19 protein-coding genes are annotated in these 18,074 nt (G+C 73.4%); 7 read left to right on the top strand and 12 right to left on the bottom strand.

All coding sequences use genetic code 11. From position 1 onward, the window contains the following. Positions 1-7 precede the first annotated feature (7 nt). Entirely contained in the window at positions 8-1,306 is a 1,299-nt protein-coding gene (locus ACFOVU_RS06180; RefSeq protein ID WP_378530650.1) for a DUF6986 family protein, read from the bottom strand. Positions 1,307-1,726: 420 nt separating this feature from the next. Here ACFOVU_RS06180 and ACFOVU_RS06175 point away from each other — a divergent pair, with 420 nt between their 5' ends. Continuing rightward, positions 1,727-2,461: an IclR family transcriptional regulator gene (locus tag ACFOVU_RS06175; RefSeq protein WP_378531196.1), complete on the top strand. Its 735-nt coding sequence runs from the start codon at positions 1,727-1,729 to the stop codon at positions 2,459-2,461. A 26-nt stretch (positions 2,462-2,487) separates the two neighbouring features. Here ACFOVU_RS06175 and era read toward each other — a convergent pair whose 3' ends face one another. The 6 genes from era to ACFOVU_RS06145 form a co-directional block, all read right to left on the bottom strand. After that, positions 2,488-3,459: a GTPase Era gene (gene era / locus ACFOVU_RS06170; protein ID WP_378530648.1), complete on the bottom strand. Its 972-nt coding sequence runs from the start codon at positions 3,457-3,459 to the stop codon at positions 2,488-2,490. A gap of 108 nt (positions 3,460-3,567) precedes the next feature. After that, entirely contained in the window at positions 3,568-3,918 is a 351-nt protein-coding gene (locus tag ACFOVU_RS06165) for a cytidine deaminase (RefSeq protein WP_378530646.1), read from the bottom strand. A gap of 76 nt (positions 3,919-3,994) precedes the next feature. After that, on the bottom strand, positions 3,995-5,311 hold the full coding sequence (locus ACFOVU_RS06160; protein WP_378531194.1) for a hemolysin family protein: 1,317 nt from the start codon (positions 5,309-5,311) through the stop codon (positions 3,995-3,997). A 38-nt stretch (positions 5,312-5,349) separates the two neighbouring features. After that, the gene (gene ybeY, locus ACFOVU_RS06155; protein ID WP_378530644.1) at positions 5,350-5,850 is read right to left on the bottom strand and encodes an rRNA maturation RNase YbeY; all 501 of its coding nucleotides are present in this window, start codon (positions 5,848-5,850) and stop codon (positions 5,350-5,352) included. A gap of 142 nt (positions 5,851-5,992) precedes the next feature. Further along, entirely contained in the window at positions 5,993-7,051 is a 1,059-nt protein-coding gene (locus ACFOVU_RS06150) for a PhoH family protein (protein ID WP_378530641.1), read from the bottom strand. A gap of 168 nt (positions 7,052-7,219) precedes the next feature. Further along, positions 7,220-7,570 carry a histidine triad nucleotide-binding protein gene (locus tag ACFOVU_RS06145; RefSeq protein WP_378530639.1) on the bottom strand — a complete coding sequence of 117 codons (351 nt, stop codon included), beginning with the start codon at positions 7,568-7,570 and terminating at the stop codon, positions 7,220-7,222. 506 nt (positions 7,571-8,076) lie between these two features. Here ACFOVU_RS06145 and ACFOVU_RS06140 point away from each other — a divergent pair. Further along, complete coding sequence (locus ACFOVU_RS06140; protein WP_378531192.1) at positions 8,077-8,607, top strand: SigE family RNA polymerase sigma factor; 531 nt, start codon at positions 8,077-8,079, stop codon at positions 8,605-8,607. Beyond that, entirely contained in the window at positions 8,604-9,332 is a 729-nt protein-coding gene (locus ACFOVU_RS06135) for a hypothetical protein (protein WP_378530637.1), read from the top strand. The genes ACFOVU_RS06140 and ACFOVU_RS06135 overlap by 4 nt, the downstream gene beginning before the upstream one ends. Positions 9,333-9,414: 82 nt before the next feature. On the opposite strand, the gene ACFOVU_RS06130 is transcribed toward ACFOVU_RS06135, so the two are convergent. From ACFOVU_RS06130 to hrcA, 3 genes are all read right to left on the bottom strand, one after another. Next, positions 9,415-10,155, bottom strand: a complete 741-nt coding sequence (locus tag ACFOVU_RS06130) for a 16S rRNA (uracil(1498)-N(3))-methyltransferase (RefSeq protein ID WP_378530635.1) — start codon at positions 10,153-10,155, stop codon at positions 9,415-9,417. Positions 10,156-10,296: 141 nt separating this feature from the next. Beyond that, entirely contained in the window at positions 10,297-11,448 is a 1,152-nt protein-coding gene (gene dnaJ / locus ACFOVU_RS06125; RefSeq protein WP_378530633.1) for a molecular chaperone DnaJ, read from the bottom strand. Then, positions 11,449-12,462: a heat-inducible transcriptional repressor HrcA gene (hrcA, locus tag ACFOVU_RS06120; protein ID WP_378530631.1), complete on the bottom strand. Its 1,014-nt coding sequence runs from the start codon at positions 12,460-12,462 to the stop codon at positions 11,449-11,451. Positions 12,463-12,623: 161 nt separating this feature from the next. On the opposite strand from hrcA, the gene ACFOVU_RS06115 reads away from it, so the two are divergent. The 4 genes from ACFOVU_RS06115 (at position 12,624) to ACFOVU_RS06100 (ending at position 16,025) form a co-directional block, all read left to right on the top strand. Further along, positions 12,624-13,235, top strand: a complete 612-nt coding sequence (locus ACFOVU_RS06115; RefSeq protein WP_378530629.1) for a hypothetical protein — start codon at positions 12,624-12,626, stop codon at positions 13,233-13,235. Positions 13,236-13,272: 37 nt separating this feature from the next. Continuing rightward, the gene (locus ACFOVU_RS06110) at positions 13,273-14,127 is read left to right on the top strand and encodes a DUF3097 domain-containing protein (protein WP_378530627.1); all 855 of its coding nucleotides are present in this window, start codon (positions 13,273-13,275) and stop codon (positions 14,125-14,127) included. Positions 14,128-14,224: 97 nt separating this feature from the next. Continuing rightward, the gene (locus tag ACFOVU_RS06105) at positions 14,225-15,283 is read left to right on the top strand and encodes a DUF4870 domain-containing protein (protein WP_378530625.1); all 1,059 of its coding nucleotides are present in this window, start codon (positions 14,225-14,227) and stop codon (positions 15,281-15,283) included. Between the two features lie 157 nt (positions 15,284-15,440). Continuing rightward, positions 15,441-16,025, top strand: a complete 585-nt coding sequence (locus ACFOVU_RS06100; protein WP_378530623.1) for a DUF4870 domain-containing protein — start codon at positions 15,441-15,443, stop codon at positions 16,023-16,025. A gap of 28 nt (positions 16,026-16,053) precedes the next feature. Here ACFOVU_RS06100 and hemW read toward each other — a convergent pair whose 3' ends face one another. Together hemW and ACFOVU_RS06090 are read right to left on the bottom strand one after the other, a co-directional pair. After that, a complete protein-coding gene (gene hemW / locus ACFOVU_RS06095) occupies positions 16,054-17,286 on the bottom strand; it encodes a radical SAM family heme chaperone HemW (RefSeq protein ID WP_378530621.1) in 1,233 nt (410 codons plus the stop codon). A gap of 71 nt (positions 17,287-17,357) precedes the next feature. Beyond that, entirely contained in the window at positions 17,358-18,038 is a 681-nt protein-coding gene (locus ACFOVU_RS06090) for an MOSC domain-containing protein (RefSeq protein WP_378530619.1), read from the bottom strand. Positions 18,039-18,074: the final 36 nt, after the last annotated feature.

Below are 18,074 nucleotides of genomic sequence, written 5' to 3'. Positions count from 1 at the left end.
GGCGTCTCTAGCCGACGCGCCGGCCGGCGAACCCGGTGAGGACGTCGGCGGGCACGCCGATGGCGTCGGCGACCTCGTCCTCGGTGAGCGCGCCACACCGCACCCCCCGTACCAGCGCAGCGGAGAGGGCCTGGGCGGTGGCGGGCTCGTCCAGCACGCCGCCGTCGCCGTCGCCGAGGTAGGCGCGCAGCCGGGCCGCGGCCGGCGGGAACGCCTCGCGGTAGAAGGCGTAGGTGGCCAGGTAGCGGGTGACGAGCTGGTGGGGGTGCAGGTCCCAGCCCTGGTAGAAGGCGCGTTCGAGGGAGCGGCGCACCAGCCCGGCGTGCAGCCGCCAGGCGGCGTGCATCTCCTCCGGTGTGCCCACGGGCAGCACGTTGGTGGAGCCGTCGGAGAGCCACACGCCCGTTCCGGCGGCGGCGAGCTGCATGACCGCCTTGGCGTGGTCGGCCACCGGGTGGGCCATGCTCTGGTAGGCGGCGGTGACCCCGCAGGCGGCGCTGTAGTCGTAGGTGCCGTAGTGCAGGGCGGTGACCCGGCCCTGCCCGGCGTGGATCATGCGCGCGACGGCGGCGGTGCCGTCGGGGCCGAGGATCGACTGCGGGGTCTCGATCTGCAATTCGAAGCCCAGGCGCCCCTCGGCCAGCCCGAGCCGGTGCTCCAGCCGCTCCGCGGTCCAGGCCATGGCCTCGACCTGGTCGACCGAGGTGATCTTGGGCAGGGTCAGCAGCAGGCCGTCGGGCAGGTCGCCGGCGGCCTCCAGCAGGGTCCGCAGGAACAGGTCCAGGCTGCGCAGGCCGCGGCGGCGCCCGGCGGCCTCCATTCCCTTCATCCGGATGCCGAAGTAGGGCGGGGCACCGCCTTCGGCCAGGTCGGCCGCGACCGCGCGGGCCGCGGCGGCGACGTCGGCGTCCTCCTCGGTGTCGGGCCGGGTCCCGTAGCCGTCCTCCAGGTCGATCCGCAGGTCCTCGATCGGTTCGCGGGCGAGTTTGGCGAGGACGCGCGGCAGGGACGCCGCGACGGCGGCCTCGTCCAGGCCGCTCCCGGCGACCAGTGCCGCTGGGTCGGGGGCGGCGTCGCGCAGCGCCTCCAGGGCCTGTTCGCCCCATTGGGCGGCGGTGCCGCGGCCGACCCGGTCGGCGGGGATGTAGACCGTGTGCACCGGCTGGCGGCGCGGCTGCTCGCCCGGGTACTGCCGCAGCAGCCGAGCGTCGGCGTCGGCGAGCCTGCTGTCAAGGGCCGCATGGAGGTCGTCGAGGCCGGTTCCGGCCACGTCCGCGGTGCCGCCGGTCACGTCGTGCTCATCCACTGCTCACGTCCTCTCCTCGGCCGACCGGACCGGGCGAACGCAAGGGGGATCCGGAAGACCGAAAAACGCCACTGGACTGAAATGGCACTGTATTCTGTATACCGAACACTGACTTCTGCAATCCGGAACAACAATAGCCAGCCCCGACGCTCCACCCACCAGCGCCACCCCCGCAACCGGTCCGCCGGGCGCAGCGCCGGCGGACGGCGACCCCGTCCACGGCGATCGGCGGAAGTGGGGACCACGCACGCTTTTCGTATCGCAGAATGAATAGGTCGGAGACAGTGGCCTCCCCCGCGACACCCAGCGGGCCGGCCGCGCGATGGGAGCTTGAGACCTTTGGCATCGTCACAGTCGGCGGCCGGTGGAGGCACCGGCGACATCCACGCCGGGCCCGGCGCCCGGCCCCGCTCCGGCGGCGTGCAGTCGCTCGACCGCGCCTTCGCGCTGCTGGAGATCATGGCCGAGGCCGGCGGGGAGATCTCACTGAGCCAGCTCGCCGAGTCCTCCGGCCTGCCGCTGCCCACGATCCACCGCATCATCCGCACGCTGCTGGGCAACGGCTACGTCCGCCAGCTGCCCTCGCGGCGCTACGCCCTGGGCCCGCGGCTGATCGGGCTGGGCGAGAGCGCGTCGCGGATGCTCGGCACGTGGGCGCGCCCGCACCTGGCCCAGCTCGTCGAGGACCTGGGCGAGACCGCCAACCTGGCCATGCTCGACGGCGACAAGGTGGTCTACGTCGCCCAGGTGCCCTCGCCGCACGCGATGCGCATGTTCACCGAGGTCGGCCGGCGCGTGCTGCCGCACTCGGCCGGCGTGGGCAAGGCGCTGCTCGCCCAGCTGCCCGAGCAGGAGGCGCTGTCGATGGTGCGCCGCACCGGCATGCCCGCGGCCACCGACCGCACCATCACCTCCCCCGAGGACTTCGCCAAGGAGATGGCGCGGATCCGCGAGCAGGGCTATGCGATCGACGACGGCGAGCAGGAGATCGGGGTGCGCTGCCTGGCGGTCCCCGTGCAGGGCGGGCCCGCGATGATGGCGGTCTCGATCTCCGGCCCCGAGGCCCGGGTCGGCTGGGAGTTCGTCGAGCGGGCCGCCCCGATCGTCCGGCACGCCGCTATCAGCCTGGCCGGCGACCTCAACCACCAGAGCTGACCCGGCGCCGGGCCCGCCCTCATGGCTCACGTCTGCTGGTCGAACCCCAGGCGGCGCAGCTGCTTGGGGTCGCGCTGCCAGTCCTTGGCCACGCGGACGCGCAGGTCGAGGTAGACCCGGGTGCCGAGCAGGCCCTCGATCTGCTTGCGGGCCGCCGTTCCGACGTCGCGCAGGCGGGCGCCCTTGCTGCCGATCACGATGGCCTTCTGGCTGGGGCGCTCCACGTAGAGCGAGGCGTAGATGTCGACCAGCTCGCGGCCGGGCCGGGTGTTCTCGCGCTCCTTCATCTCCTCGACCACGACCGCGATGGAGTGCGGCAGCTCGTCGCGGACGCCCTCGAGGGACGCCTCGCGGATCAGCTCCGCCACCAGCATCTCCTCGGGCTCGTCGGTGAGGTCGCCGTCGGGGTAGAGCGGCGGGCCCTCGGGCAGGTGCGAGCACAGGACGCCGGTGGCCGTCTCCAGCTGGAACCCGCTCTCGGCCGACACCGGCACGATGTCGGCCCACTCGCCCAGCCGGTCGACCGCCATTAGCTGCTCGCCGACCGCCGCGCGGTCGACGAGGTCGGTCTTGGTGACCAGTGCCACCACCGGGGTGTCGCGCTGCGCCGCCAGTTCACGGGCGATGTAGGTGTCGCCCCGGCCGATCGGCTCGTCGGCGGGGATGCAGAACCCGATCACGTCCACCTCGACCAGGGTCGACCGCACCAGGCTGTCCAGCCGCTCCCCCAGCAGGGTGCGCGGCTTGTGCAGCCCGGGCGTGTCGACGATGATCAGCTGCGCGTCCTCGCGGTGCACGATGCCGCGCACCGTGCGCCGGGTGGTCTGGGGGCGGTTGCTGGTGATCGCCACCTTCTGGCCCACCAGGGCGTTCATCAGGGTCGACTTGCCCACGTTGGGCCGGCCGACGAAACAGGCGAACCCGCTGCGGAAGCCCTCCGGTGCAGAGGGCAGGGGCGGCAGCGGCACCCGCAGCTTGTCCAGGTCGAGGTCGTCCATACGTTCCAGTTTCGTGTGCTCCCGGGGTGGTCGCGACCACTCCGGGGTGGGCGGGGCGCTCCCCTTTGCGGGAACGCCCCGGTGTGCGAGGCGTCGGCTCCGCCCGGTTCAGGGGCGGGTCATGCTCTTCGGCGCGCCGTCGTGGCCCGCGAGCACCAGCAGGGGCGCCTTCAGGTCGGCGGCGACCGCGAGGTCGGGCACTGCGGGCGCGTCCGCGGCGGTGACGACCGCGGCCGCCTCCAGCTCCTCCGCCCCGCTGGAGACCGCCGCCGCGACGGCGGCCTGGAGCGCGGTGAGCGCGAGCGAGGACAGCGACACCGTGGTGGCGACGTAGGTGCGGCCGGTCTCGTCGCGCACGGCGGCGCCCTCGGCCGCGCCGTTGCGGGCGCGCGAGGCCCGCGCCAGCGTGATCAGCTTCTCGTCTTCGGGGCCGAGGCCCCCGGTGGCCGTCTCGGTCACGGGTCGGTACTCCTTGGCGGTCTGGGGCGGCACCGCGCTCGGCGGGCCGGGCGGGGCACGGCGCCCCGCCGGAGGATCAGACCTTCTCGACCAGCACGGTCGCGGTCCGGTTGCGGCGGCCCGCCGGGTCCTCGGCGGTCAGCCGCAACCCAGCGTAGACGGCCTGGGAACCGGTGATCGGCACGCGGCCCAGGGCGTAGGCGAGCAGGCCGCCGACGGTCTCGACGTCGGCGACGTCCAGCTCGGCCTCGAACAGCGCCGCCAGCTCGCCCAGCGGCAGCCGCGCGGTGACACGGGCCCGGCCCTCGCCCAGGCGCTCGATCGGCGGGATCTCGTCGTCGTACTCGTCGGTGATCTCGCCGACGATCTCCTCCACGATGTCCTCGATGGTCACCAGCCCGGCCGTGCCGCCGTACTCGTCGATCACGACCGCCACGTGGATCCGCTCCCGCTGCATCTCGCGCAGCAGGCCGTCGATCGGCTTGGAGTCGGGCACGTAGGTGGCGGCGCGCATGATGTCGTGTGCGGGGACGTGCCGCACCTCGGCGCCGCCGCTGCGGTCGGCCCACTCGTCGCGCATGCGGGCGATGACGTCCTTGAGGTAGAGGATCCCCACGACGTCGTCGACGTCCTCACCGGTCACCGGGATGCGGGAGAACCCGCTGCGCAGCGCCAGCGACAGGCACTCCTCGATGTCGGCGCCGGAGTCGACGAACACGATGTCGGTGCGCGGCACCATCACCTCGCGCACCATGGTGTCGTCGAGCTTGAACACCGAGTGGATCATCTCGCGTTCCTCGGCGTCGATCACGTGCCCGCGCTCGGCGAGGTCGACCAGCCGGCGCAGTTCGCCCTCGCTGCTGAACGGGCCCTCGCGCTCGCCCTTGCCGCTGGGGGTGAGCGCCCGGCCCAGCCGCACCAGAAGCTCGGCCACCGGGCCCAGCACCGGTGTGACCGGGGCCAGGACGGTGACGCTGGCCACCGCGATGCCCTGCGCGAACTGGCGGCCGATGATGCGCGGGGTGACCCCGATGAGCACGAAGTCGACCGTGATCATCACCAGGGCGGCGACGGCCAGCGCCACCCACCCGAAGCCGAACCAGCAGATCACGCCGGCCGCCAGCGACAGCGCCGCGACGGCCTCGCAGACCACCCGGAGCAGGAAGACGAGGTTCAGGTGCGGGGCGGGGTCGACGGCCACCTCCGCCAGCCGGCGGGCGCCCCGCTGCTCGGTGTCGGGGACGGACTCCCCGCCCATCCCCATGGCGCGGGTGACCGCCACCTCGGCCGCGACGAAGAACGCGGCGAGCGCCGCGAAGACCACGGCGGCCGCGCAGAAGTACAGCGGGAGCAGGCCGCCCTGCCCCGCGCCGAGCAGCGGGCCGGTGGACATGACGGCGACGCCGGCCGGCAGGCCGGTATGGCCGGGGATCATCGGGTGGCGTCCTCGCCCGAGGGCGCCTGGCGTGCCTCGTCCTCGCCGAGCGACGCGCGCCACCCGGCCAGCAGCTCGCCCTGTAGCCCGAACATCTCCTTGTGCTCGTCGGGCTCGGCGTGGTCGTAGCCCAGCAGGTGCAGGATGCCGTGCGTGCACAGCAGGTCGATCTCGTCCTGGGCGCTGTGCCCGGCCTTCTCGGCCTGGCGCTCGGCCACCTGCGGGCAGATGATGACGTCGCCCAGGACGCCGGGCTCGGAGGGCCGGTCCTGGCCGCCGGGCCGCAGCTCGTCCATGGGGAACGACAGCACGTCGGTGGGGCCGGGCTCGTCCATCCAGCGGACGTGCAGCTCGGCCATGGGCTCTTCGTCGACCAGGACGACCGACAGCTCCGCCAAGGGGTGGACCCGCATGGCGTCGAGGACGAAGCGGGCCAATCGCGACAAGCGCGTCTCGTCCGCGGGGACGCCGGACTCGTTCGCGACGTCAATACTCATTGCTCTGGACGCCTATCTGCTGTTCATGGTGGCCGGGGCCGCCTCGGGCGGCGGTCCCCGCCGGGCGCCCCGCGGTGGCGGGGCCGCCCTGTGGGCTCCCGTGCGGGGCGGCCGGGCCCCGCACGGGGTGTGTCGCGTCGGCTCAGGCGCCGGAGGCGCCGTTGGACTGCACGTGCGACGGGCGCCCGCGGGTGCCCGGCCCGTGCGCCTGGCCGTTGGGCCGGGTCAGGTCGTCGTACCGGCCGTAGGCGTCGACGATGGCGCTGACCAGCTTGTGCCGGACGACGTCCTTGCTGTTCAGCCGGCAGAACCCGATGTCGTCGATCCCCTGGAGGATGTTCTCGATGGTCCGGAGCCCGCTGGACTGCCCGCTGGGCAGGTCGACCTGGGTGACGTCGCCCGTGACCACGATCTTGGAGCCGAAGCCCAGCCGCGTCAAGAACATCTTCATCTGCTCGGGGGAGGTGTTCTGCGCTTCGTCGAGGATGATGAAGGAGTCGTTCAGGGTGCGGCCGCGCATGTAGGCCAGCGGCGCGACCTCGATGGTCCCGGCCGCCATCAGCTTGGGGATGGAATCGGGGTCGAGCATGTCGTGCAGCGCGTCGTAGAGCGGGCGCAGGTAGGGGTCGATCTTCTCGTAGAGGGTGCCGGGCAGGAAGCCCAGGCGCTCCCCCGCCTCGACCGCCGGACGGGTCAGGATGATCCGGTTGACCTGCTTGTTCTGGAGCGCCTTGACCGCCTTGGCCATGGCCAGGTAGGTCTTGCCGGTTCCGGCGGGGCCGATGCCGAACACGACCGTGTGCTTGTCGATGGCGTCGACGTAGCGCTTCTGGTTGAGCGTCTTGGGCCGGATGGTGCGCCCGCGCGCCGAGAGGATGTTCATCGTCAGCACGTCGGCGGGGCGCTCGGCGCCGGGGGCGTCGTTGCGCAGCATGCCCAGGGTGCGCTCGATGGCGTCGGGGGTGATCTCGGCGCCACTGCGAACGAGTTCGAGCAGCTCCTCGATCAGCCGGACGACCAGCGCGGTCTCATCGGGGCTGCCGCTGATGGTGATCTCGTTGCCGCGCACGTGGATGTCGCTGTCGAAGGAGCGTTCCACGGTCCGCAGGAGTTCGTCGCCGGATCCGAGCAGGTTGACCATCGTGTGCTCTTCGGGCACCACGATCTTCACCTGGGTGCTGGAATGTGTTGACTCGACCATGGTGTGGCCTCGCGGCCGTCTCGCCCCTGCCTCTCGTGCGTCGTGCGCGGCGCGCACCGCGGATCGGCGGTGCGCCGGTTGTGATCACCGTGGTCGCAGTGATCTCGGTGAACCGTTGTGGTTCCCTCGAATTCTACCAACGCCCCCTGCCGCGGCCCGAAGCGTTTTCTACCCGGGCGGCCACTCCAGCCCGCGGCCGCCGAGCAGGTGGGCGTGCACGTGGAAGACGGTCTGGCCGGCGCCGGAGCCGGTGTTGAACACCAGCCGGTAGCCGGTGCCGGCGATCCCCTCGGCGGCGGCGACCTCGGCGGCGTCGCGGGCGATGTCGTCGACGACCCCGGTACCCGCCCGGGCGGCCTCCCCCGCGTCGGCGTAGTGCTCGCGCGGGATGACGAGGATGTGGGTCGGGGCCTGGGGGTTGATGTCGCGGAAGGCGACGGTGCGCTCGCCCTTGCGCACGATCTCGGCGGGCACCTCGCCCGTGACGATCTTGCAGAACAGGCAATCGGTGGCGGCCACCTGCTGGTCCCCTCCTCTGTCGCGGTACGCGGGCGTCGCCCGCCGGTCCGCCCCCATGATGCCGCAGTCGGCGGGCCGCGGGCGCGGTTCCGCCGGGGGCGCCGGAAAAGGCACCGCGGGGAACCCGGCGGCTGCCGGGGAACGCGGGGACCCTGTTCCGATTCGTCCGCGGATTCGGCCGTACGGGTATCGCCGCGGGCGCCGATCTTCTACGGTGGCCACGGCACGGTGATCGGCGGGGCGCGTATGGCGCCGCCGTGATGATGCCCCGTCCCCCCAGAGGGGGCCGCGTCACCCGAACGGACCGCCCAGCCCTTGCGGCGCGGGCTATTCTGTTCCTTCGCGTGGCATCATCCGAGCCGTCCCTTTTGCGGCGGCGTTCGGAAGAGCCGTCCCCCGAATGATCAGGTCAGGCGTCGGACCCCCGAGCTGGAGCGAGAAGAACAGGTATGCCCTTTCGTAAACCCGGCGACAAGGGCGCGCGTCCTACGGACGTGACTGAAACAATGGTCGCCGGCGCCGCAGCGGCACCGGCGGCGGCCGAGTGGGACGCCGACCAGGCCGTGACGCAGCTGTACAGCGCGCACTACCGGCCGCTGGTCCGGCTCGCCACCCTGCTCGTCCGCGACTACGCCACCGCCGAGGAGGTCGTCCAGGACGCATTCGTCGCCATGCACGGCGCGTGGCGCCGTCTCCGCGACCCCAACAAGGCGCTGTCCTACCTGCGCCAGTCGGTGGTCAACCGTGCCCGTTCGGTCCTGCGCCACCGGGCGGTGGTCGAGAAGCACGCCCCCAAGGCGCTGCCCGATGCCCCCAGCGCCGAGCACGGCGCGCTGGGCGAGCTGGAGCGCGCCGCGGTCATCGAAGCCATCCGCAGGCTCCCCACCCGTCAGCGTGAGGCCATCGTGCTCCGGTACTACGGGGACCTCTCCGAGGCCCAGATCGCCGACTCGATGGGGATCAGCCGCGGCGCCGTCAAGAGCCACACGGCGCGTGGCATCGCCGCCCTTCGCTCGGTTCTGGAGCAGACGACATGACCGACCCGTTCGACGCATCCTTCGAGGAGCGGCTGCGCGCGGCCCTGAAAGCCGAGGCCGACTCCGTGGACCCGTCGCCCGAGGCGCTCGGCAGGATCCGCGCCCGCACCGGGCGCAGCCGGGTCTCCGCCTGGTTCGGCCTGCCGTGGCTGCGTCCCGCGCTGGCCGCGGGCGCGGCGGCGCTGATCGCCGGATCCGTCCTGCTGGGCACCCCGCAGGTGCGTGACCAGCTGCTGCCGTCGTCCATGAACAGCCCTGCGGGCGATGGCGGCGCCGGGGGTGGCGGTGGCGCCGACGGCCACGCCCAGGACGGTGTCGGCGGCCCCGGCGCCGCGGGCGCCGACGGCGGCGGCGCCACGGCCGTCCCGCCGTCCCCCGGCGGCACGTCCGAGCCCGGCTCCGAGTCCGACGAGGACGGGACCGGCATCACCGCGCTGTGTTCGCCCCCGCCCTCACCCGAACCCAGCGCCACCGGCCCCAGCGCCGCCGAGTCCGAGGACCCCTCCCCCGAGCCCGAGGAACCCGAGGCCGACGACGACTGCGTCCCCAGCCCCCGGCCCTCCGAGCCCGGCGACTCCGGCGCGGGCGACCCCGAGGACCCCGCCGAGCCCGAGGTCCCCGCCGACGGCGGCGACAACGAGGACGACGGCGACGTCGACGGCACCCCGAGCCCGCCCGACACCCTCCCCGGCGACGTCCCGGAAGGGGCCTCGCAGGTCCAGTAGGGGCGGTGTTTCCCGCTCAGCCTGCGGGGCGCCCTCCGGGCACGCTCGATGAAGGCCTTCCGCTCTGTCCGGCCGAGGGCGGCTACCAGCGTCCGCAGCGTGCCTGGAGGACGGCGAGCGCGGCGACCCCTGCCGTGGAGGTGCGCAGCACGGTCGGCCCCAGGAGCGCCCGGACGGCGCCTGCCTCGTCGAGCGCGGCCAGCTCGGTGTCGGACAGCCCGCCTTCGGGCCCCACTACGACGACGAAACCGGGGCCGCCTGCGCCGGGCAGGGGGAGCGACGACAGCCGTTCCTCCTGAGCGCCCTCGTGCAGGACGATCCCCAGGTCGGCCGCTGCCACGAGCGCCACCACATCACGTGTGGTGGCAAGGTCGGCGACCTCGGGGATCCGGCTGCGCCGGGCCTGTTTGGCGGACTCCCGCGCGGTCGCGCGCCACTTGGCCACCGACTTCGCCGCGCGATCGGGCTTCCAGCGGGTCACGCACCGCTCGGCCGCCCACGGCACGATGGCGTCGACCCCCGCTTCGGTCATGACCTCGACGGAGAGCTCGCCCCGGTCGCCCTTGGGCAGCGCCTGGACGACCGTGATGCGGGGGGAGGGCTCGGGGTCGGCCGACCGCTCCTCGACGGTGCAGACCACGCTGTCCTTGCCGACGTCGGCCACCACGCACCGGGCGCGCGTTCCTGCTCCGTCGACGAGGTGCACGGTCTCGCCCACCGTGATGCGGCGGGCCGCGGCGGCGTGCCGGCCCTCGGGGCCGGAGAGCACCACGCGGTCGCGGTCGAGCTGCCCGGCGTCGGCGAGGAAGACGGGAGGCGTCACGGGTTCCCTTTCTCGGATGGGCGGCGGGCACGCGGCGCGGGGTGCGGCCCCACGACAGCGAGGGGCCCCGCGGCGCGCGGCCGGGGGCCCTGCTGAAGTGCGCCGTGCCGGCGCGGCCTGCTGCGCCCTCTCAGGCCGCGGCTAGCGGGCCCCGAACGCGTCGCGCAGGCGCGAGAAGAGGCCGCCGTGGCCGGGGCTGAACTTGCCCGGCGGGTGGTCCTCGCCTCGCAGCTCGGCGAACTTGCGCAGCAGCGCCTCCTGCTCTTCGTCGAGCTTGGCCGGGGTCTCGACGTCGACCTGGATCATGAGGTCGCCGCGGCCGCCGCCGTCGAGGTGCTTGGTGCCGCGCCCCCCGAGGGTGATCACATGGCCCGAGCTGGTGCCGGGGCGCAGGTCGATCTCCTCGGTGCCGTCGAGGGTCTCGAAGGTGAACGAGGCGCCCAGAGCCGCCGCGGTCATGGGCACCGTGATGGTGCAGTGGAGGTCGTCGCCGCGCCGCTCGAAGATCGGGTGCGGGCGCTGGACGATCTCCAGGAAGATGTCGCCGCGCGGGCCGCCGTTGGGGCCGACCTCGCCCTCGCCCGCCAGCTGGATCTGCGTGCCGTCCTCGACGCCCGCAGGGATCTGGACCTTGCGGGTGACCTTCTCGCGCACCCGGCCCTCGCCCGCGCAGTCGGGGCAGGGGTCGGTGATGATGCTCCCCTGGCCCGCGCACTGCGGGCACGGGCGCGAGGTCATGACCTGCCCAAGGAACGAGCGGGTGACCTGGGAGACCTCGCCGCGCCCCTGGCACATCTCGCAGGTGTGGCGGTGGGTGCCCTTGGCCGTGCCCTCACCCTGACAGGTGGTGCACAGGACCGCCGTGGGGAAGGTGACGTCCTTGGTCACGCCGAACGCGGTCTCGGAGAGGTCGAGCTCGATGCGCACCTTGATGCTGCGCCCCCGGCGCACGCGGTCGCGCGGGCTGCGCCCGGCCCCCGGCTGGCCGCCCCCGAAGAAGGCGTTCATGATGTCGTCGAAGGGGAACCCCGCGGCGCCGCCGCCGAAGCCGCCGGCCCCCGCACCGCCGCCACCGGGGGCGAAGGGGTCGTGGCCCATGTCGAACATGCGCCGCTTGTTCTCGTCGGAGAGGACCTCGTAGGCCTGGGTCACTTCCTTGAAGCGCTCCTGGGTGGTGGGGTCCGGGTTGACGTCGGGGTGGAGTTCGCGGGCCAGCCGCCGGTAGGCCTTCTTGATCTCGTCCTTCGTCGCCTCGCGACGAACCCCGAGGATCGCGTAATAGTCCCTCGCCACTTACTGTCCCGCCAAAATCGTTCCGACGTACCTGGCCACAGCGCGCACCGCTCCCATCGTTCCCGGGTAATCCATTCGAGTCGGACCGACGACGCCGAGCTTGGCCAGCGACTGGTCGCCGAAGCCGTACCCGGCGGACACGATCGAGGTGGATCTGAGGCCCTCGTGAGAGTTCTCCGCGCCGATGCGTACCGTGAGCATGGACGGGTCGCCCACCTCTCCGAGCAAACGGATGAGGACCACGTTTTCTTCCAGCGCTTCGAGTACGTCACGAAGGCTAGCGGAGAAATCCACCGCCGCGAGATTCGCGGTCCCGCCGAGGACGATCTTCTCCTCGTGCCGCTCCACCAGGCTCTCCAGGAGCACCGACAGCACCGAGACCGCCATGCGTCGGTCGCCGGCCGGCACCTGAGCCGGCAGGTCCTCCACGGCAGTGGGGACGTCGGTCAGCCACTTGCCCCCCAGGGCGCGGTTGAGCATCTGCCGCAGGTTGTCGACGGAGTCCTCGGTGACGTCGCCGAGGCCGTCGATGACGCGCTGCTCGACCCGCCCGGTGTTGGTGATCAGCACCATCATCACGCGCCGGTTGCCCAGGGGGACGAGTTCGACGTGCTGCACGGAGGAGCGGATGAGCGAGGGGTACTGCACGATCGCGACCTGCCGGGTGAGCTGCGCGAGCAGCCGCACGGTGCGGGCCACGATCTCGTCGAGGTCCACGGCGCCGCCGAGGAAGGTCTCGATGGCGCGGCGCTCGGCCGAGGACAGCGGCTTGACCGTGGACAGCCGGTCCACGAACAGCCGGTAGCCCTTGTCGGTGGGCACCCGGCCCGCGCTGGTGTGGGGCTGGGTGATGTAGCCCTCTTCCTCCAGCGCCACCATGTCGTTGCGGATCGTCGCCGGCGACACCCCGAGGGTGTGGCGGTCGGCGAGGGCCTTGGACCCCACGGGCTCGTTCGTGGACACGTAGTCCTCGACGATGGCACGCAGGACCGCGAGTTTGCGGCCGTCGAGCACGCGTTCACCTCCCTGGCACTCCGTGGTCGTAAGTGCTAATTCTATGCCGTCGCGCAAGGGCGGGCCGGAACCAGGGACCGCGGTTCGGGTCCGCGGCCGCCCCGGCGCGCCGCGCGCCGCGTTCCGGGGCGTCCACGGGGTGCGGTGCGAGAATGATCGCCATGGCCGTCGATCCCGCACCGCCCTCCGTCGACCCGGCGCTGCTGCGCCCGGCGCGGGCCTGGTACGGGATCGGGGCGGCGATCGTGGTCTTCGGGCTGGTCGCCGGGGCCATGGGGTTCGTGATCGGGCTGCTGAACTCGGTCTCCCTGCCGCACTTCCGCGCGCAGTTCGGCGACGACGAGACCGCGATCGTCGACCTCGACCGCGCGGACCAGGGCTCCCACGCCTGGCTCATCTACGCCGACCACTACACGACCGACGACGAGATCGCCGCGTTCTGCACGATCGACGGCCCCACGGGGCCGGTCACGGTCACCCCGGCCCACGACCACCACTCCGACGGCTGGTTCCTGGCCGGCCGGGTCGACACGACCGCGACGGGCGACCACACCTTCCGCTGCCACAGCGGCGCCGGCCTGCACTACGCGGTCGGTTACGGCAACGACCTGACCGGCGTTTCCACGGGCGTGCTGTGGACCATCGCCACCGCCCTCGTCCCGGCGCTCGCGGGGGTGCTCATCGGCGCCGCGGTGCTCATTCTCACCGCGGTCCTGCGGCGCCGGAACCGGCGCCGCATCGTCGCCGGCGGGGCGTCCCCGCCCTCGTCCTGACCCGTCCCGCCCCGCCTCACCACTATCATCGCGGCCCGTGGGCACTGAATCTGGCAAGCGGCGCGGCGGACGGTACGGCGACGACGTCCTGGCGGGCGACTGGCGGCGGCCACGCAAAGGCGCGGTCCCCGAGGTCCCCCTGGAGCACGGCCTGGTGGTGGAATCCGCCGACGAAGGGTTCTGCGGCGCGGCCGTGGCCTGGGACAAGGCCACGGTGACCCTGGAGGACCGCGCGGGCCGGCGCCGGGTGTTCGACCTCGCGCCGGCGGCGTTCCTGATCGACGGCCGGCCGGTCACGGTGGTGCGCCCGGCAGCGGCGGCCCCTTCCGGGCCGCTGCGCAGCGCGTCGGGGTCGGTCGCGGTCCGCGGCGCGCGGGCCAGGGTCGCCAAGGAGGGCCGCATCTACGTCGAGGGCGCCCACGACGCGGAGCTGGTCGAGAAGATCTGGGGCCACGACCTGCGCGTCGAGGGCGTGGCCGTGGAGTTCCTCGAAGGGGTGGACCGCCTGCCCGAGATCGTCGACGCGTTCGGTCCGGGGCCGCAACGGCGGCTGGGGGTGCTGGTGGACCACCTGGTGCCGGGGTCCAAGGAGTCGCGGATCGCCGAGCAGGTATCGTCGCCGCACGTGCTGGTCACCGGCCACCCGTTCATCGACATCTGGCAGGCGGTGAAGCCCTCCGTGCTCGGCATCGCCGCCTGGCCCGATGTGCCGCGCGGAACCCCCTGGAAGGAAGGGGTGCTGGCCGCCCTCGGCCGGCGGGAGGAGCCGGGTGAGGCGTGGCAGCGGATCCTCGGCCGGGTCCGGACATTCGCCGACCTGGAACCGGATCTGCTGGGCCGCGTCGAAGAATTGATCGACTTCGTTACCGCGCCCTACGTGGTGCGAGACTAGGACACGTCCGCGCTGACCCCGCGGTGACGGCGTTCGGCGGCACGACACGCCGCACGGCATAATCTGCTCCACGCAATCGGCACAGCCAAGGGACATGATGAGCGAGACCCCGCCCCACCGACCACAGCCGCAGGACCCCTCGGGAGGGCAGCCCGCGCCCGGCCACGCCGCCCCCAGCGGTGGACAGCCCGGCCAGGGGCAGCAGGGGGCCGCCACGGGTGGGCAGCCGGGGTACGCCCAGCAGCCCTACCCGCCGCAGGCACCGCAGCAGCAGCCCTATGCGCAGCCGGGGCAGGGCTACGAGCAGCAGGGGTACCCCCAGCCGGGCTACGACCCTGCCCAGTACGGCCAGCAGGGCTACGGGCAGGTCCAGCAGCCGCCGGGCCCCGCGCCGCAGGGCCCGCAGTCCGGGCCGCAGCCGGGCTACGGCGCCCCGCAGGGGCCGCCCCAGCACCCGGGGTACGCCGCCCCGCCTCAGCAGCCGGCCGCGCCGCCCCCGGCCTACGGCCAGCCGACCGGCGGTCAGCCCGGGTACGCCCACCCCACGGGCGAACAGCCCGGGTACGGGCAGCAGCCCTACCCGCCGCAGCCGGGCCCGCCCGCACAGCAGGCCCCGCCGTCCTATGCGCCCCAGGGCTACGGCCCGCAGGGCCAGGAGCAGCAGGCCCCTCCGGCGCCGCAGCAGCCGGGGTACGGGGCGCCGCAGGCGCCACCGCAGCAGCCCGGGTACGCCGGCCAGCCCCAGCAGTCGGCCGCCCCGGCCTACGGCGGCCCGCAGGCGTTCCCCCAGCAGGGGCAGGCCGCGGCCGACGACCCCACCTGGGCGATGATCGCCCACCTGTCCGGGGTCATCCTCTCCTGCTTCGGCTGGCTGCCCGCGCTCGTGGTGTACTCGGTGAAGAAGAACCACTCGCCGTTCGTCCGCCACCACGCGGGCGAGGCGCTGAACTTCCAGCTCACCCTGTTGATCCCCTACCTGCTCACCTGGGCGGCCTACATCGCGCTCGGCGTCTTCGCCCCGACGTCGTCGTGGATCGGCTCCGTGTTCATCGCGGTGATCTGGGTGCTGTCGATCGTGTTCGGGGTGCTCGCCGCCCTGGGCGCGAACAAGGGCGCCTGGTACCGCTACCCGGTGTCGATCCGACTGGTGAAGTGACCGCACCGGTCACCGTTCCACGGAACCCGGGCGCCGGCCGGTCCGTCCCATCAGGGGCGGGGCCGGTGCCCGCGCTTCACCCCCGAGTACCCCCCAACAGCTACCGTGCGGCCTGCGTCCCCAGCCCCGGACCCGGGCGCCAGAGACCGAGGAGACCATGAGTTACCCACACCCGCCGAACCCCTCCTACGGCGAGGGCCAGGGCGGATACCAGCAGCAGTACCCGGGCGGCTACGGCCCGCCGCCCGGAGGCGACCACGGCTACGGCACGGGGCCGCAGCCGGGCCAGTACGGCCAGCAGGGCTACCCCGGCTACCAGGAGCAGCAGCAGGGCTACCCGGGCCAGGGCGCGCAGCAGCAGCCCTACCCCCCGGCGCAGTACGGCCAGTACCAGCAGCCCCACCAGCAGCAGGGCGGCCCGGTGTCGGCCGACGACCGCCAGATGGCCCTGTTCATCCACCTCGGCGGGGCGATCGTCGGCTTCCTCGTGCCGCTGGTGTTCTACATGATCAAGAAGGACGAGTCGCCGTTCCTGCGGCACCACGCGGTGCAGGCGCTCAACTTCCAGATCATGCTGGCGATCGCCTACTTCGTCTCGGGCGTCCTGATGATCCTGATCATCGGCTACCTGACGTTCCTCGCCGCCTGGATCGGCGGCCTGGTGCTCGGCATCATGGCCGCCATGGCGGCCAACCGGGGCGAGTGGAACAAGTACCCGTTCAACCTGTCGCTCGTGAAGTAGGAGCCCCCGGCGGCGGAGCGAGGGCGGCTCAGGTGAGGTCGCGCACCACGGCGTCGGCCAGCAGGCGGCCCCGCCGGGTGAGCACCGCCCGGCCGCGGGCGTGGGCCGAGGGGTCGAGCAGGCCGTCGGCCACCGCCCGTTCGGCCGCGGCCCGCCCCGCGCCGTCGAGCAGGTCCAGCGGGCATCCCTCGGCGATGCGCAGTTCCAGCAGGATCCGCTCGAACCGGCGGTCGGCGTCGCCGAGGACCTCGCGTGCGTGCCCGGGCGAGACACCGCCGGCGATGCGCGCGGCGTAGGCGGCGGGGTGCTTCACGTTCCACCACCGGACCCCGCCCACGTGGCTGTGCGCCCCGGGGCCCACCCCCCACCAGTCGCCGCCGGTCCAGTAGAGCAGGTTGTGCCGGCTGCGGGCCGCTGTGCCGCGCGCCCAGTTGGAGACCTCGTAGGCCGTGTACCCGGCGGCGGCGAGGGCGTCGTCGGCCATGAGGTAGCGGTCGGCCATGGCGTCGTCGTCGGGGGCGGCGAGTTCGCCGCGCCGCACGCGCGCCGCCAGGCGGGTGCCGTCCTCGACGATCAGCGAGTACGCCGAGACGTGGTCGGGGTCCGCGCCGATCGCGGCGTCGAGCGAGTCCTTCCAGTCGGTGTCGGTCTCGCCGGGCGTGCCGTAGATGAGGTCGAGGTTGACGTGGTCGAACCCGGCCTCACGCGCCCAGGCCACGCACTGCTGCGGCCGGCCGGGGGTGTGGGTGCGGTCGAGGATGTGCAGCACCTCGGGGCGGGCGCTCTGCATCCCGAAGGAGACCCGGGTGAACCCGGCGTCGCGCAGCCGCAGCAGGTAGTCGCGGTCGACGGTCTCGGGGTTGGCCTCGGTGGTGACCTCGGCCCCCGGCGCCAGGCCGAATTCGGCGCCGATCGCGGCGAGCACCCGGCCGAGGTCCTCGGGCGGCAGGAGGGTGGGCGTGCCGCCGCCGAAGAACACGGTGCCCACGGTAGCTGCGGCGGCGCCCATCACGCGGCGCGCGAAGCGGACCTCGGCGGCGGCCTGGTCGGCGTAGGTGGCGGGCGAGGCGACCGCCCCGCCGTCGCGGGAGCGCAGCTCGGCGGCGGTGTAGGTGTTGAAGTCGCAGTAGCCGCAGCGCGTGGTGCAGAACGGCACGTGGACGTAGAACCCGAACGGCCGGCTCCCGGCGCCCGCGAGGGATCCGGCGGGCAGGGAGCCGTCGGCGGGGACGGGGTCGCCGTCGAGTACGACTGAGGGCATGTGCCGAGACTATCCGCCCGCGTGGCCGCCGCCCGCCCGGTGAGCCCGAGGCGGGGCCCAGGTGAGCGGGCTCACGGGCGCCGTGCTGCGGGCTCCCGTTCGCGTTCCAGGTTGCGTTCCACCTTGGCCGCCAGCTCCGCCCACTTCTCGGAGCGGCCCGGGACGGCGAGGATGCGGTGCAGCAGCCCGATGTCGCGGTCCAGGCCCGCGCGGAACCCCGCCATGACGGTGATCCCGTGGCCGGGGCGGTGCACGATCTCGACCGGGTCGCCGGCGCGGACCTCGCCCTCCTCGAGGACCCGCAGGTAGACACCGGTGCGGGCCTCCTGGGTGAAGCGCGCGACCCAGCCCTGCTCGGCCAGCCACGCCTGGAACACCGCGCAGGGGGTGCGGGGCAGGACCGCCTCGAACAGGGCCGATCCGATCCGCCACATCTCGCCGATCAGCGCGCCGTTGACGTCGGTCCCGGCGGTGGTCAGGTTCTCGCCGAAGGCGCCGTCGCGCAGCGGGCGGCCCAGCCGCTGTGACCAGGAGTCGAGGTCTTCGCGGGCGAAGGCGTAGACGGCCTGGTCGGGTCCACCGTGGTTGGCGCGGTCGGCCTGTTCGTCGCCTGCCAGCCCGAGCGCGGCCACGCGCACGGGGCCTTCGGCGGGCCGCTTGTCGATGGCCGTGCGCCGCTTGCCCCCCGCCCAGGACGCGTCGCCGGCCCGGCCGGTGTTGACCGATTGAACGGTGCCGCTGGTCTCCCCCATGGCAGAACCGTAGAACACCCGGCCCGGCGGCCGGAA

The organism is Nocardiopsis sediminis, from assembly GCF_042650565.1.
In the GTDB taxonomy this organism is placed as follows: Bacteria; Actinomycetota; Actinomycetes; order Streptosporangiales; family Streptosporangiaceae; genus Nocardiopsis_B; species Nocardiopsis_B sediminis.
This window is presented reverse-complemented; position numbering and strand designations above follow the sequence as displayed.

Coding starts and splice junctions, on each gene's coding strand:
- ybeY (WP_378530644.1), bottom strand. CDS start 5,850: ATGAGTATTGACGTCGCGAACGAGTCCGGCGTCCCCGCGGACGAGACG.
- ACFOVU_RS06100 (WP_378530623.1), top strand. CDS start 15,441: ATGAGTTACCCACACCCGCCGAACCCCTCCTACGGCGAGGGCCAGGGC.
- ACFOVU_RS06115 (WP_378530629.1), top strand. CDS start 12,624: ATGGCCGTCGATCCCGCACCGCCCTCCGTCGACCCGGCGCTGCTGCGC.
- ACFOVU_RS06160 (WP_378531194.1), bottom strand. CDS start 5,311: ATGTCCACCGGCCCGCTGCTCGGCGCGGGGCAGGGCGGCCTGCTCCCG.
- ACFOVU_RS06105 (WP_378530625.1), top strand. CDS start 14,225: ATGAGCGAGACCCCGCCCCACCGACCACAGCCGCAGGACCCCTCGGGA.
- hemW (WP_378530621.1), bottom strand. CDS start 17,286: ATGCCCTCAGTCGTACTCGACGGCGACCCCGTCCCCGCCGACGGCTCC.
- ACFOVU_RS06090 (WP_378530619.1), bottom strand. CDS start 18,038: ATGGGGGAGACCAGCGGCACCGTTCAATCGGTCAACACCGGCCGGGCC.
- era (WP_378530648.1), bottom strand. CDS start 3,459: ATGGACGACCTCGACCTGGACAAGCTGCGGGTGCCGCTGCCGCCCCTG.
- ACFOVU_RS06140 (WP_378531192.1), top strand. CDS start 8,077: ATGGTCGCCGGCGCCGCAGCGGCACCGGCGGCGGCCGAGTGGGACGCC.
- ACFOVU_RS06150 (WP_378530641.1), bottom strand. CDS start 7,051: ATGGTCGAGTCAACACATTCCAGCACCCAGGTGAAGATCGTGGTGCCC.
- ACFOVU_RS06135 (WP_378530637.1), top strand. CDS start 8,604: ATGACCGACCCGTTCGACGCATCCTTCGAGGAGCGGCTGCGCGCGGCC.